The sequence below is a fragment of the Microbacterium sp. SYP-A9085 genome (assembly GCF_009649635.1).
Taxonomy (GTDB): Bacteria; Actinomycetota; Actinomycetes; order Actinomycetales; family Microbacteriaceae; genus Microbacterium.
On record NZ_WJII01000005.1, the window covers coordinates 156609 to 171285 of the forward strand.

The 14677-nt window shown below is 67.6% G+C and carries 13 protein-coding genes; 4 read left to right on the top strand and 9 right to left on the bottom strand.

Annotation, left to right across the window (positions count from 1 at the left end; genetic code table 11):
- Positions 1-45: 45 nt before the first annotated feature.
- Positions 46-1248, bottom strand: coding sequence for an oxidoreductase (locus tag GH740_RS11215; RefSeq protein ID WP_153746178.1), 1203 nt, complete (start codon positions 1246-1248; stop codon positions 46-48).
- 198 nt (positions 1249-1446) lie between these two features.
- Positions 1447-2103: a helix-turn-helix domain-containing protein gene (locus GH740_RS11220; protein ID WP_153746179.1), complete on the bottom strand. Its 657-nt coding sequence runs from the start codon at positions 2101-2103 to the stop codon at positions 1447-1449.
- Between the two features lie 207 nt (positions 2104-2310).
- Between GH740_RS11220 and GH740_RS11225 the strand changes: the two genes are divergently transcribed.
- Positions 2311-2697, top strand: a complete 387-nt coding sequence (locus GH740_RS11225) for a RidA family protein (protein ID WP_153746180.1) — start codon at positions 2311-2313, stop codon at positions 2695-2697.
- 111 nt (positions 2698-2808) lie between these two features.
- Positions 2809-4107 carry an MFS transporter gene (locus GH740_RS11230; RefSeq protein ID WP_153746181.1) on the top strand — a complete coding sequence of 433 codons (1299 nt, stop codon included), beginning with the start codon at positions 2809-2811 and terminating at the stop codon, positions 4105-4107.
- On the opposite strand, the gene GH740_RS11235 is transcribed toward GH740_RS11230, so the two are convergent.
- The 7 genes from GH740_RS11235 to GH740_RS11265 all read right to left on the bottom strand — a co-directional run bounded on the left by GH740_RS11235 (position 4104) and on the right by GH740_RS11265 (position 11064).
- Positions 4104-5114, bottom strand: a complete 1011-nt coding sequence (locus tag GH740_RS11235; protein WP_216644937.1) for an asparaginase — start codon at positions 5112-5114, stop codon at positions 4104-4106. The two genes, GH740_RS11230 and GH740_RS11235, sit on opposite strands and share 4 nt — an antisense overlap.
- 42 nt (positions 5115-5156) lie before the next feature.
- Positions 5157-6563 (bottom strand): amidase, encoded by a 1407-nt coding sequence (locus GH740_RS11240; RefSeq protein WP_153746182.1) that lies wholly within the window; start codon positions 6561-6563, stop codon positions 5157-5159.
- A gap of 33 nt (positions 6564-6596) precedes the next feature.
- A complete protein-coding gene (locus tag GH740_RS11245; protein ID WP_153746183.1) occupies positions 6597-7553 on the bottom strand; it encodes an ABC transporter permease in 957 nt (318 codons plus the stop codon).
- A 36-nt stretch (positions 7554-7589) separates the two neighbouring features.
- Positions 7590-9113, bottom strand: coding sequence for a sugar ABC transporter ATP-binding protein (locus tag GH740_RS11250; protein ID WP_153746184.1), 1524 nt, complete (start codon positions 9111-9113; stop codon positions 7590-7592).
- A gap of 57 nt (positions 9114-9170) precedes the next feature.
- On the bottom strand, positions 9171-9569 hold the full coding sequence (locus tag GH740_RS11255) for an SgcJ/EcaC family oxidoreductase (RefSeq protein ID WP_153746185.1): 399 nt from the start codon (positions 9567-9569) through the stop codon (positions 9171-9173).
- A 273-nt stretch (positions 9570-9842) separates the two neighbouring features.
- Positions 9843-10520, bottom strand: coding sequence for a GntR family transcriptional regulator (locus GH740_RS11260; protein ID WP_153746186.1), 678 nt, complete (start codon positions 10518-10520; stop codon positions 9843-9845).
- A 19-nt stretch (positions 10521-10539) separates the two neighbouring features.
- A complete protein-coding gene (locus GH740_RS11265) occupies positions 10540-11064 on the bottom strand; it encodes a VOC family protein (protein WP_153746187.1) in 525 nt (174 codons plus the stop codon).
- Between the two features lie 124 nt (positions 11065-11188).
- Between GH740_RS11265 and GH740_RS11270 the strand changes: the two genes are divergently transcribed.
- Both GH740_RS11270 and GH740_RS11275 read left to right on the top strand, forming a co-directional pair.
- Positions 11189-13378 carry a thiamine pyrophosphate-dependent enzyme gene (locus GH740_RS11270; RefSeq protein ID WP_153746188.1) on the top strand — a complete coding sequence of 730 codons (2190 nt, stop codon included), beginning with the start codon at positions 11189-11191 and terminating at the stop codon, positions 13376-13378.
- A gap of 1 nt (position 13379) precedes the next feature.
- Entirely contained in the window at positions 13380-14669 is a 1290-nt protein-coding gene (locus tag GH740_RS11275; RefSeq protein ID WP_367641501.1) for a dihydrolipoamide acetyltransferase family protein, read from the top strand.
- Positions 14670-14677 lie beyond the last annotated feature (8 nt).

Sequence of the window (14677 nt, forward strand, 5' to 3'; positions counted from 1 at the left end):
CCCGAGGCCTGTGGCCCCGGCCTGACTGCCTCCGGCGTGTCGTGCCTAGACGACGGGCAGGACGAATCGTGCCTCGTCCTCCCGGCCGAAGATGACCTTGCCGTAGGACTCATAGCCGCTGGCGCCGAGCGTGTGCCCGTGCCGCGCGGCGGTTGCCTGGTCGCGCCACATGCGCTGCAGCAATGCCGAGTCGGCGAATCCTCCGGACCCGTGAGCCGTCATCAGCTCGTGGATCATCTGGGTGATGGACTCCACGACCCAGCCGGCCTTGGCCCGCATCTCGATGCGCTCGCCGTACGGCGCGTAGTAACCGCGTCCGGCGCCGTCGTAGATCCGGTCCGCCAGCTGCCCGGCCACCTGCTCGGCGGCGTTCAGGATGACCGAAGCCTTGGCGATCGCGATCTGGAACGCCGCGGAGTCGGACTGCTTGGCGAAGCTCGTGAACGTGATGGCCTTCGAGTCGGCCTTCGCGATGGCGTAGTCCAGCGCTGCGCGCCCCATGCCCAGATGCGGCCCGACGAGCTTCATGAACAATGACGGGACGAATACCGTTCGGTAGCTCTGTTCCGTGTTGGTGCCCAGGTAGCCGCCCTCCACCGCCGCAGTGAGCGGGAATACGCGGTGCGCAGGAACGAAGACATCGTCGGCCACCTGCATGACACTGCCGCTGGACTTCATGCCCGCCACATACCAATTGTCCTGATAGCTCAGGTCTGCGCTCGGAATCAGGACGAGGCCCGCGTCCACCACCTGACCGGCGTCGTCCTTGAGGGGGATCCCGAGCAGCGACCAGTCGGAGTGCAGACTCCCCGTGCCGTAACCCCACTTTCCCGTCACACGGTAGCCGCCGTCCACCTTCACAGCGTCGGACGAGGTCGCCAGGACGATCGAGACGAACGCACCCTGTGCGCCCTTCTCGCCCCAGACATCTTCCTGGGCGCGATCGTCCATGAGGCTCAGCACCCAGGCGCCGGAGTCGAGGATGCCGCAGATCCACGCGGCACCACCGTCGCAGCGTCCTACTGCGCGGGAGATCGAGTGGATCTCACGCGTGTTCGCCGCAAGGCCGCCGAAGCGAGGAGGAGCAGATACACCGAACGCACCGGTACCCGCCAGAGCCGTGAAGATGTCGTCAGGCAGGCGACGAAGCTGCTCTCCTTCCCGTCCGCGTTCGTTGAGCATCGGACGCAATTGGTCGATGCGCTCCACGATTGCCGCAATCTCGGGCCTGATACCTGCATCCGCCATCCGGACACTCCCTGCTCGTCATCGAGTCGAAGCCCCGGGCCGCCGGGGTGTTCAGTAACGATGACAGGTTTCGCCGATAGTGTCAACTATTGCTGAACATCACGACCAGGTTCGAGAAGAATCCACGACAACGAGGGTGGCCGAAGTGCGGGCGCCGGCGTGCGGACGCACCGTGCGCATCCGTGTTCTCCCGCGGAATCACGGACCATCGGCGTGACGGAGCGCCCCTGCGACGGAACCCCGGCCACGCGGCAAGACTTCGGCGGAGTGTCTGCCCAGAGTGAACCACACTCCGCGTGCCGGCACGTCCCCGAGGTTCGAGAACATGTGGGGCCTCGCCGAGTTGAACCGTAGCGAATCCCCGCGTTCCAGCTGATACGTCTCGAATTCGAGCTGAAAGGTGAGGACGCCCTCGATGATGTAGGCGTACTCGATGCCGGTGTGCCGCATGAGCTTGCCCTCGACAGAACTCGTCGCCCCGGGCTCGTATGTGACGACCATGGCCTCCGCCGGGCTGTTGCGGCCCATGGCCAGCCGCTCCCAACGGACCCCGTTCTCCATCTCTATCGTCGGGTTCTCGGCCGCCCTCTGGATCTCGGGACCCAAGGTCCTCAGATCCGTGTATTCGTCCTCGCCCTGGTGGTCGACCTCCAGGCCGAGCACCTCATCGATCGAGATGCCGAGAAGGTTCGCGAGCGAAACCAGCGTGGCGACCGAGGGGCGCGTCTTCCCCGTCTCCACTTGCGAGATGAGGCTGGCGGAAACACCCACCTCCTGGGCGAGATGCCGCAGGCTCATCTTGCGTTCCAGTCGCGCTGCGCGCAGGCGTTCACCGATGGTCTCTTGAGTGGTCATGGTCCTCTCCGGCTCAGAATAGGCGCGCCGACAGGACAGGGCGCTCGGTCTGCTGACCTGCTACGTCCACCATATTGCCCGAAACCATCCGACGGCCTCAATTGGGCTGATCAATCGCACACCTTCACTGGACAGATTTGTTTAGGCCTGCTGTACTTGGGTGGATGGCTCGTCAATCGAGCCCCGGAAGGCTGAGGAGTGGCTGCAATGTCCAATGATCGAATCACCTACAACCCGGCGCCCGTCGTGCCAGGGATCTCGGACAGCGTCCGAGTCAAGGCCGGCGAGCTACTTTTCGTATCGGGTCAGGTCGGGTTCGAGGATGATGGTTCGATCCCAGAGGACCTTGCGCGGGCGATCCATCTCACGTATGCCGAGGTGGAACGCGCACTCAAGGCGGGAGGCGCAACGTGGGAAGACCTCGTACGGGTCAACGTCTACATCACTCAGCTCGACGACGAGAAGCTTGCGATCTGGCGTGAGACCCGCAATCAGATCGTGAAGGTCGACAATCCGTGCGCGAGCACCGTCATCGGCGTGCACTCCCTCTACAACGGCGCCAAGATCGAAGTCGACGCCATCGCGGCGGTCTAAGCGGATCCTCGCCCGCCCTGCGTCGCAGCGTCGGCGTACCGAGGCGTTCACACTGTTCGAAAGCGGCGCGCGCCGATGCCGGCCGCCCCCATGCGGAAGCCGTGACTCGATTTGGCCGTCGAAAAGCCGTCCACCACCATCTCCGCCACCGGGCCCGACACGGTGACCGCCGGGCGGTCGGTGGTGCTCGTGCTGCTGGCCGTCTTCCTCGTGGGCGCGAACATGCGGATCTCGGTGTACAGCGTGGGACCGCTGATCGAACTCGTCGCGACACAGGAGTCGGTGGCAGTGGCCTCCCTCGGGGGACTCGTGTCCGTTCCCCTCTTCGCGTGGGGGCTCGTCTCTGCGTTCGCGCACGCGCTGAGCGCACGATTCGGAACCTATCGAACCGTCCTCGTATCCCTGGTCACGCTCGGACTCGGGACCTTATGCCGATCGTGGCCGGGTGAGGTCGCCAATATTTGGATCGGGACCTTCATCATCGGCGCATCGCTGGCGATCGGGAACGTGCTCATTCCGCCGCTCATCCGGCGGGACTTCGGGTCTCGCACTCCCCTGATGATCGGCATGTACACGGGTCTGATGGCGAGCGTGGGCGCAATCGGCGCAGGCGTGATGGTCCCCCTCGCCCAGCTCGAGGTAGGCGGCGCACCGCTGGGTTGGCGATTCGCGCTCCTGATGACCGGCGCGCCGCTGCTACCCGCCCTCCTCTGCTGGGTTATCGCGTATCGGGCGCGCGGTTCATCGCCCGCTGCAAGGACCGGTCGGCTCAGCCGACCGAGCTCCGCTGCTGCGAGCATCCGTGAAACCGGCGTCGGCTCGCGCACCGGCTCCGTGTGGCGCAGCACACTCGCGTGGCTGGTCGGCATCTACATGGGGTCGCAGTCGGCGAGCTTCTACATCCTGTCCACCTGGATCCCCCTGATCAGCGTCTCTCACGGCCGTCCGCTCGTCGTCGCGGGTTTCGACGTCATGATCTTTCAGCTCAGCAGCATCCTCGGCTCGTTCGCAGTGCCGCTCGTGTATCGCGGTCGGCTTGAACGCTGGCTGCCGGCAGTGCTTCCCGTCTTCATGCTGGGGATGACACTCCTCCTGGTGTTCGCGGCCGACCTGATCCCCCTGGCAACCTTGTTCGGCGGCCTCCTGGCGGGCCTCTCGCTCAGTGTCGCCCTCACCCTGCCGCTGATCCGCACGCGCGACTACCTCACCTCCACCGCCTTGTCCGGCATGGCCCAATCGATCGGCTACAGCGTTGCGGCGGTGGGCCCCATCACGTTCGGCCTTCTGCACCACCTCGCCGGCGACTGGCTGCTCCCCGTGGGCCTGCTCGCACTGGTCGCCGCCCTGCAGTTCGGCTCGGGGCTTGTCGTGGGCGACGACAGACGATACGTCTCCGGCCGGCCGGACTAGCGCGAGCTCCGATGTTCGAGCGCCTCCACCGCGGAACGCGTTCGTGGCGCGAGGGACTGGCCGGATGCCGACGCCAGCACCGCCACCAGGATCCGCGCCTGAAAGATCGACAGCCCGCCCATCCCGACGGCGCCCGCTGCGGCAAGGCTCGCGCCGCCGCCCGCGCCATACAGCGCCGCGACGGGACCGAACGGCACGCGGGAGGAGAGGCCCACCATCGTGCCGTCGGCAACGGCCTGGGCGACCCACGCCTGCACGGCGGGATTGGCGTTGCCCGCGCCCATGCCTCCCAGGATCACCGCCGCCGATCCCTGCGCGACGCACGCGTCGAGGAGCCGCGCGTCGAAGCCCGGATAGAGCATGACGACGGCGACGCGGGCGTGATCGAACGCGGCAGTCATCGGAAGCGCCTCCAGCGCGCCGAGGGCACGCTGCGCAGGCCCGGAGTAGCGCAGGCGCGAGCCGGTGATCTTCCCCAGCGGCGGCACGTTGACCGCGTCGAACGCATCGAGGTCCAGCGTGCGCAGTTTGCGGCACCCGACGGCCGGGAGCACCTTTCCCGCGAAGACCACCATCACGCCACGACCGCGGGACGATTCGGCGGCCGCCACGTGCAGCGCATCCCGAAGATTGCGCTCCCCATCCGGGTCCTCGGAATCCGGGGTGCGCTGCGCCCCCGTGAAGACGACCGGCTTGGGAGTGTCCACACACAGCGCGACAGCGCACGCCGTCTCCTCGAGCGTGTCGGTGCCGTGGGCCACCACCACCCCGCGAACGTCCGGCCGCGCGACCTGCGTCGCAACGGCATCGACCACCGTTCGGATGTCGCGCAGCGTCATGAGGTAGGAGTTGGTGTGGAGCACGTCGACGACGTCCTCCTGGGCCGGCCGTCCCGCCAGGCCGGTGAGCAAGTCGGCTCCGCCATCCCTCACCGAGGCGGAGCCGGAGGCGTCGAAGCGGGAGGCGATGGTTCCCCCCGTCGCCAGGACCACTACACGCGTCATCATGCCCCCTCTGTGTCCAGCGACACCGACCCGCCCATCGCGACGCTATCCCATCGTGGGCGAGCCGACCCGGCCGAGCTGCTCGATCTGTGAGGCCAGATCGAGCAGGCAGGAGATCCGGGGTGACGACATCTGCACCGACGTCGGGATGCCGGCCGCTCCGAGCCCGTTCGGCACCGACACGACGGAAACCGCATCGACGATGTTGAAGGGCAGGGTGAGGTGCCGCTGCCAGTAGTGTCCCCTGGCACCTCCACCGAGCTCCATGCCGTCGTCGAAGTTCCCGTCCGCAGGCAGGCTCGCGATACCGGAGGTCGGACACAGCAGAATGTCGTACTCGTCGAACGTCGCCAGGATCCTTTGGCGGATGCGATGCTCGAGCACCATCGAGTCGTAGTAGCTGAGCTCGTTCGCGTAGTGCAGGGATTCTCTCAGGAACGCGCGAGTGTACGGCGCGAGCTCGTCGACAGGCCCCGCCTCCAGGTTCCGAGCCTTCACGAAGATGTGCCCGAAGTGCGCGAAACTCGCCGCGTGCACGTCCGACGGCTCGAGTGCGATGTCGATGCGGTGAACAGTGTGCCCGAGCGCCTCCAGGTCGGCGGCGGTGCGCAGGAGATTCGCCTCGACGTCATCGTCGATCAGGTATCCGCCGAGGTCACGGCTGAGCGCGATGCGCAGTGGCCGGATCCCCTCGGTCGGCAGGGGAAGCGACTCCGGCGCGCCGCCTGCTCCCGGCGACGAATCGAGCATCGCACGAAGCAGCAGCACGCTGTCGGCGACTGTTCGCGCGAGGCCGCCCTGGACGAGATACCGGTCCGCTGACATGGGGCCGTCGCCGGCCGTCCAGCCCCATGGCGGCTTGAGACCCACCAGACCCGAGAACGTGGCGGGGATCCTGATGGACCCGGCGATGTCGCTCGCTGTCGCGAGGGTGCTCATTCCCGCGGCGACAGCGGCGGCGGATCCCCCGGACGAGCCGCCCGGCGACAGACTGAGGTTCCACGGATTCCTGGTGACGCCCCACTGCGCGCTGTGCGTCACGGTAGAGCAGTTGAATTCCGGAGTCGTCGTCCGGGCATGGAGGATGGCACCGGCCCGCCTCAACGAGGCGACCACCGGGTGGTCCTTGGCGGCGATCCGCTTCGGCGATGCCGCGTGCGCACCGGTCTCCACGGTCCGGCCGGCCATGTCATGCGACGCCTTCACGGCGACCGTCACGCCCAAGAGCGAGGGCAGCACGTCGTCCGCCCCCGCCCTGGAATACACCCGCTCGGCCGCGCGCGCACTGTGCAGGGCGTCGTCGTACATCCGCTCGGTGAAGGCGTTCACGATCGCGCCGTGGCGCTCATCCCTTCCCAGCTGCTCGCGGAGCACCTCCACCGGTGACAGCGTCTTCGCGCGGAACTCGGCCAACTGCCGGGAGGCCGGAAGGAATGCAATCGACTCGGTCACGATTCCGTCCGCCTCCCAGCAGGTGGTGTGGTCCTACTTGGCGGATCCCAGAACATCCTCGGCTCGCCGGTTCATGGAGCCGATGGCGACCGCGATGATCAGGATGGCGCCGATCACGAGGTCGCTCGTCCACGTCGGCACGTTCGCGATGACGAGGCCGTTCGTGATCGTGGGGACCAGGATGGCGCCATACAGCGTGCCCGGGATGGTGAAGGCACCCGTGCGGCTGGCCGCCGCGCCGACGAACACCGCCGTAAAGGCGGAGAACAGGTAGGTGTTCCCCAGGTTCGGGTTGCCCGAGCCGAGCTGGGCGGCGACGAGGATGCCGCCGATGCCGGCGAGGAGGGTTCCTCCGCCGAGTGCCCAGAATGTGTACGCCGACACCCTGATGCCCGCCAGCCGCGTGGCCTCGGGGTTACGGCCGGCCGCCTGAAGGCTGCGCCCGCCCACCGCGTAGCGCAGCAGGACGGTCAGGATCACCGCGACCACGAGCATCACCACCGCGGTCAGCGGAAGGAACCCGACCGAGGCACGTCCGAACAGCACGAAGGGCTCCACCTCGATCGGCTGGTAGATGCCACCGCTGATGCCATGCGTGACGCCCAGGACGATCGACATCATGCCGAGGCCGCCCACGATCGAGGGGACCTTGAACCACACCACGGCCGCCGCCGTGGCCAGGCCGAAGATCAGCGACACGATCAGCGCGATCAGCAGCGCGATGATGAACGGCACGCCCGCCCCGAGGCTGATCGCGAAGAGCACGCCGGTGAACGTCGTGACCATTCCGACCGAGAGGTCCAGTTCGCCGTTCATGAGCGCGAGCGCGACACCGAAGGCCACCATCGCCTGTACCGAGACCTGGGACAGGATCACGGAGGCGTTGGAGAAGGACGCGAAATTGGGCCAGAAGATCGAGAAGACGATGATCACGACGAGGAGGACGCCGAGGGCCGCGATGGGGGGGATGCTGGGTGTGATTCTCTTCATGGTCTATGAACATTCCAAACGGGATCGGTGGGCGGATCAGAAACAAGCAGCGATGATGTTGCTTTTCGTCAGGTCGGCGTCGGAGAGTTCGGCGACGACCGCTCCTTCGCGGAGCACGACGACCCGGTCGGCGACATCGACCAGTTCGTCCAGCTCCGAGATCGCGACGACGACGGCCATGCCCTCGGCGGCGAGCTGCCGCACCATGGCGTAGATGTCGCGGCGGCTTCCCACGTCGACGCCGCGAGAGGGCTCGTCGAGCAGGAGCACCTGCGGGTTGTGTTCGATCATCCTGGCGAACAGCACTTTCTGCTGGTTGCCGCCGGACAGCGTCCGCATCAGTGCCGCCGGCTTGGCGCCGCGGATGCGCAGACTGTCGATCCACTTGCGCGCGGTCTCGAACTCGGAGGCATACCCGATCCACCAGGGGATCTTCGCCGTGGGGGTGCGCCTGCCGATCGTCATGTGCGCGCCGATTGTGAGATTGTCGACGATCCCCTGGTGGATGCGGTCCTCGGGCAGGAAGGCGAAGCCGCGGCGGCGAGACCGCGCGGTGGAGCCCAGCCGCACCCGTCGGCCGTCCACGGTGACCGAGCCGGTGGCCTGGCGGTCTGCCCCCGCCAGGGCGCGAAGCACACTCGTCCGTCCCGAACCCACCAGGCCCGCGAGGCCGAGGATCTCCCCCGACCGCGCGGAGAACGAGACCGGGGTGCGGCGATGCGCCAGCTTGAGGTTCTCGACGTCGAGCATGACCTCGCCGATCGGGCGATGGACCGCGTCGGGGGTGTCCCCGGCCTCGACACTCACCTCGACGGGTCGATCGAGCGGGCCGGAGATGTAGTGAACCAGCGTGTCGCGGGTGATCTCGCTTGTGGGTGCGTCGAACACCGATCGGGCATCCCGCATGATGTGCACGCGCGAGCAGAGCGCCAGGACTTCGTCCAGGCGGTGCGAGACGAAGATGATGGCCGTGCCCTGCTTCTGCATTTCCCTGACGGCGGAGAACAGCATCTCGACGCCGTCATGGTCGAGCGCCGACGTCGGCTCGTCCAGGATCAACAGCTTGGGCTCTGCGACGAGCGCATGCCCGAGCGAGGCCACCCACTTCTCCCAGAGCGAGGCCTCGGAGATCGGCTTGGACACGTCGACGGCGACCCCGATGCGGGCGAGGATCTCGCTGGCCCGCGCCTCCGTCTGCCGCCAGCTGATGAGCGGGCCGAATCCTGGTTTGCGATGCCCGAAGAAGACGTTCTCCGCGATCGTCTGGTGGTCGATCAGGTGAGGTTCCTGGTAGATCACCGCCACGCCGGCGGCAAGTGACTCACTCGGGGTGTGGTGCTCGAGCAGCACGCCATCGACGGTGATGGTGCCCTCGTCCGGCACCGTGGCGCCGGAGACCATCCCGATCACGGTGCTCTTGCCGGCGCCGTTGGCGCCCACCAGGCCGAGGATCTCGCCCTTGTACACGTCGAGGCTGACATCGTCCACGGCACGCATGTCGCCGTACTGTTTGACCGCGCCGCGCACGGCGAGCACGACGTCGTTGTCTGTGTTCTTCACATCCCTATCCCTGCTGTCTGGAGTCGTCGGCTCTGACGGGGAATCCGGCAGTCCGGGTCATTGCGAAGCCCACTCTTCGAATGGGTGATCGATCGAGATCAGCCAAGCGCCGTCTGCGTCCTGCGTCAGCACGTCGTGGGCGCTCCCCCGGAACTGGTCGACGGTTTCACCGTCGTCCAGTCGCATCACGTATCCCGTGCAGACAAGCGCGATTCCATCGCCGTAGACGGTCAGTTCCTCCCGCAGCTCGACGTCTCTTGTGAGCCCCGACGCGGCGACGCCGACGAAACGTTCCCTGATCCGGTCCCTGCCCGAGATCACGGAGCCGTCCCGCAGACGCATCACCGCGTTGTCGTGGTAGTTCGCGATGTAGGCCTCGACATCCTTCGCCGCCGCCGCCGCCACAACAGCCTTCACCACCTCCAGGGGGGTCCGCTCCTTGGCTTCCCTGCTCATGCCGCCGCACCAGCGCGGGTGGAAGCGGTGGTGGTCATCTGCGGGCGTGTGCTGGCATCGTCGGCGACGCGTGCGCACTCGAATTCTGCGAGGATTCCGAACTTCATTGTCTGGCCTTCCGAGGGTGTTCAGAGAGACTGAACGCCATCGTAACCGATACCGGCCTTCTTGGCGACACGGCGCGCTTTTTCGGAGAAGTTCGTCAAGTTGAACTGAACGACATCCCCTCGAACAAGTACTCGGGGCGACCGTCGATCCGACGGACGAAGCAGCTCAGCCGAACAGCTCGGGATGCCGGCCGAGTTCGTTTCGCGTCCGGCGGATGTGCGTCACAAGAACCCGCTCGGCGTCCCCGTCGTCGCGGCGCCGGATGCCGTCGAGCAGCAGCCGGTGCTCGAGATGGGTCACGTCGAGCGTGGCCGCGCCCGTGAGCTTCGTGTACGCGCGCCGATAGTGGTGGGTCGTGTTCCAGAGCCGGTGCACGACCTCGCCGAGATAGGAGGGCTCGGCGGCCGCGTAGCTTCCCAGGTGGAACTCGCGGTCCAGTCGCATGAACTCGTCGACGGACCGAGTGCGCTCCATCGCCTCCACGAGCGCACCCAGCCGGTCGACGTCGTCGTCGGCGATGCGTTCCATGCTCGCGCTGAGCAAGAGCGGCTCGAGCCGCTCACGCATGCGGTAGGCCTGCGCACACTCGCGTTGCGTGAGCCGGGAGACCCATGCCCCAGAGTTGGAGACGATCGTGACCAGCCCGTCCGCATTCAGCATGCGGAGCGCCTCGCGCACCGGTATCCGGCTCACACCAAGTCGTTCGGCGATCTCCTCCTGCAGGATCCTCGTGCCGGGCGTGAGCTCGTCCTCGAGGATCGCGGTGCGCAGCGAGTCGGCGATGCGCCGGCTCGCCACGGAGCCGCCGTTCACGGCGGCGGCTGGGCGCGGAATTCCACTCATCGTGCTCACTCTAGGGGCGTCACGCCTCCGGACGGGCAGGGTGCCACAGGAGCACCCGCGCGTCCTTCTCGTAGGCCTTGCCGGCGGGGAAGCTGACGAGCTCGAACTGCAGGCCCCACGGGCTGAGGAAGTAGACCCAGCGCTGCCCCTCCGACGCATTCGCACTCACGGTCGGCTCGCCGAGCACGCGGATGCCGTGCCCGCGCAAGTAGTCGACGGCGGCATCCAGGTCATCGACGTAGAGGGCGAGGTGGTGGCCGCCGATGTCGCTGTTTCGGGGCGGTTCGAGACGCTGTCCGGGCGAGCGGTACTCGAACACCTCGAAGTTGGAGCCGAAAGCGCAGCGGTAGAAGCGGATGTCGGTCACCTCGGTCCCGGGGCCCACATCGAGGTGGACGCGCATCCAGTCTTCATCGCGGTGGATACCGGGCAGCGAGTAGACGTGCTCGCACCCGAGGATGTCGACGAAGAAGCGGTGGGCCTGCTCGATATCGGGGACCGTGACGCCGATGTGATCGGTGCCGCGTAGGCCGGGGATAGCCATCATGACCTCCTGATGGATACATATTGGACATCGATGAGCAAATATTACGCACTGAGGCGTTGAATTGGATACATTCACCGGTTAGAGTAGCGGAACCACAGACCTTCGAAGGAGACGTCGGCGCATGCCCAAGACCATCAAGCTGCACCCCGCCGCGCCGTGGGTGAAGCTCACGTCGACCCCCGCTGACTGGAGGAACGCCGACCCGGGGCTCCTGGCGACGATGCTCGGCCAGTTGCACCTGATCCGCACCTTCGAGGAGGGGGTCCTCGAACTCGCCGCCGCGGGACTCGTGCACGGACCCGCGCACTCGAGCATCGGCCAGGAGGGCGGCGCGGTTGGATCCATCGTGGGTCTGCGGCCGACCGACGCCGTCAACGGCTCACACCGCGGCCACCACCAGTTCCTCGCGAAGGCACTCTCCTACGCCGCCCCGGGCGGACTCGACCTCGCCGAACTGGTGACGCCGGAGATCCAGCGGGTGCTCCAGCGCACCCTTGCGGAGATCCTCGGCCTGGCCCAGGGCTTCTCGAACGGCCGCGGCGGATCGATGCACCTGAAGTGGAGTGAGGCGGGTGCGCTCGGCACGAACGCGATCGTGGGCGGCGGGGTCCCGCTCGCTGCGGGACACGCGTGGAACCAGCGCCACGGCGGGACGAGCGACGTGAGCGTGAGCTACTTCGGTGACGGCGCGACCAACATCGGCTCGGTGCTCGAGACGATGAACCTCGCCTCCGCGTGGAAGCTCCCGCTGTGCTTCTTCATCGAGAACAACCTCTACGCCGTCTCCACCCACGTCAGCGAGGTCACGAGAGAGCCGCGGCTGTCGGCGCGCGCACTCGGATTCGGCATCCCGTCCTGGCGCGTCGACGGAATGGATCCGCTCGCTGTCCACCTCGCGATGGAGCAGGCGCTCGAGTACATGCGCGCGGGCAACGGGCCGGCCGTGATCGAGGCGGAGGTCTACCGCTACTTCCATCAGAACGGGTCCTATCCCGGCAGCGCCTTCGGCTACCGCAGCAAGGACGAGGAGCGGTCATGGCGCGACCGCGACCCGATCGAGCGCGTCGAGACCGAACTGCGGGGCCGCGGACTCCTTCAGGAGGAGGCAGCCGTCGCCGTGCGCGCACAGGCACAGGCTGCGTTCCGGCAGGCCGCGGACGCGCTCACCGAACCGGACCCCGATGCGAACGGCGACGTCCGTCGCATCCGCCCTGAGCTCTGGCCCGAACCGGCGTTCGTCGACGTCGGCATCCGCGGCGATCTCAGCGAGCTCGAGGGCGCGCGCACGCTTGAGCGCGCCGAGTACACCGGCGCGACGAAGCAGGGCAAGTTCGTCGACGCTGTGGCCGGCGTCATGGACCGGCGCATGGCCGAAGACGAGCGCATCGTGGTCATGGGCGAAGACATCCACCGGCTCAAGGGCGGCACCAACGGTGCCACCAAGGGTCTGGCCGAGAAGTACCCGGGGCGGGTGCTGGGGACGCCGATCAGCGAGAACGCGTTCGCCGGACTCGGCGGCGGCATGGCCCTCGATGGCCGGTTCCGGCCCGTCGTGGAGTTCATGTACCCCGACTTCCTCTGGGTCGCTGCCGACCAGGTGTTCAACCAGATCGGCAAGGCTCGCCACATGTTCGGCGGGGGCGACGGCGTGCCGCTCGTGCTGCGCACCAAGGTCGCAATGGGTTCGGGCTACGGCTCCCAGCACCTCATGGACCCCGCCGGCATCTTCGCGACGAGCCCCGGCTGGCGCATCATGGCGGCGTCGACCCCGTTCGATTACATCGGCCTCATGAACACCGCGCTCGCCCTCGAGGACCCCGTGCTCATGATCGAGCACGTCGACCTATACGCCGAGCCGGGCGAGATCCCCGAAGACTGGGATTACCACATCCCGTTCGGGAAGGCGGCGGTGCGCCGCACGGGCGCGGACGTGACGGTGCTGAGCTACCTGTCGATGGTGCATCGCAGCGCCGAAGCGATCGCACAGACCGGTGTGGATGCAGAACTCATCGACCTGCGCTTCCTGGACCGCGCCAGCCTGGACTGGGACACCATCGGCGCGAGCATCCGCAAGACGAACGGCGTGCTCATCGTCGAAGAAGGCGCCCAGGGCACCTCCTACGGCGGCTGGCTCGCCGACGAGATCCAGCGCCGCTTCTTCGACTGGCTCGACCAGCCCGTGCAGCGCGTCACCGGTGCGGAGTCCGCACCGAGCATCTCGAAGGTGCTCGAGCGGGCGGCCATCGCACGCACCGAGGAGGTCGTCGCCGGCCTGGAGCGGGTTCGTGCCGGATTCGGGAAGGTGAGTTGACGTGGCCTCGATCGTGCGCATGCCGAGCGTTCTCGCCGGCGCGGAAGAAGCCGCCATCGCGACCTGGCTCGTCGCCGAAGGCGACGAGATCGCCGTGGGCGACCCGATCGCCGAGATTGAGACCGAGAAGGCCGTCGTCGAGTACGCGGCCGAGGAGTCCGGCACGATCGGCCGCATCGTGCTGGAGGCCGGCGCGTCGGCCGCGATCGGCGAGCCGATCGCGGTGCTGCTGGCCGCAGGCGACAGTGCGTCCGAGATCGACGCCGCGCTCGGTGCTCAGGGCGGCGACGCGCAGAACTCCGGGACGGCGTCCGGACCGGGCGGAAGCGAGTCCCTGGCGGAGGCGTCGGGAGCGGACGAATCCGTCGAAGGCGCCGCCGCCCTTGCCGAACCCGCGGTTGCGGTGGCGGGTGCACGCGCAGGCGAGCGGCTGTTCGCGAGCCCGATCGCCCGCAAGCTCGCCGCGCAACGCGGTATCGAACTGTCCGCCATGATCGGAACCGGCCCGGGCGGCCGCATCACACGTCGCGACGTCGCCGCGGCGCCGACGCACGCGCGGTCGGCGCAACCCGTCCCGGCGCCTGTGCCACAGGGGGCCGCCGCATCGGGCCCTGCGACCGAACTCGTCGCGCACACCGGCATGCGTCGCGCGATCGCGCGACGCCTCACCCAGAGCAAGGCGACGGTACCGCACTTCTATCTCGTGGCCGAGTGTCGCGTCGACGAGCTGCTCGCGCTGCGCGCAAGGGTCAACGCCACGCGGGAGAACAGGATCTCCGTCAACGACTTCGTCGTGAAGGCGGTCGCGAGTGCGTTCGAGAGCGTTCCGGAAGCGAACGTCACGTGGACGGACGAAGGCATGCTCCAGCACCGCACCGTCGACATCTCGGTGGCCGTCGCGACGGAGGGCGGACTCGTGACCCCCGTGGTGCGCGACGTCGACTCGCGAAGCGTTTCGGACATCGCCGCCGGCATCCGGGAGCTCGCCGCGCGGGCGCACGGCAAGCGGCTCAAACAGGAAGATCTCGAGGGCGGCACGTTCTCGGTGTCGAACCTTGGCATGTACGGCACGGTCGAGTTCGCGGCGATCCTCAACCCGCCACAGTGGGGCATCCTCGCGGTCGGCGCCGCGAAGAAGCAGCCGGTCGTCGTCGACGACGAGCTCGTGCCGGCGACGGTCATGCGCTGCACGCTGTCGGCCGACCACCGGGCCGTCGACGGCGCACTCGCCGCGCGCTGGCTCGCCGCGTTCCAAGAGCGCATCGAGAATCCCCTCACGATCCTCGTCTGACCCGTTGC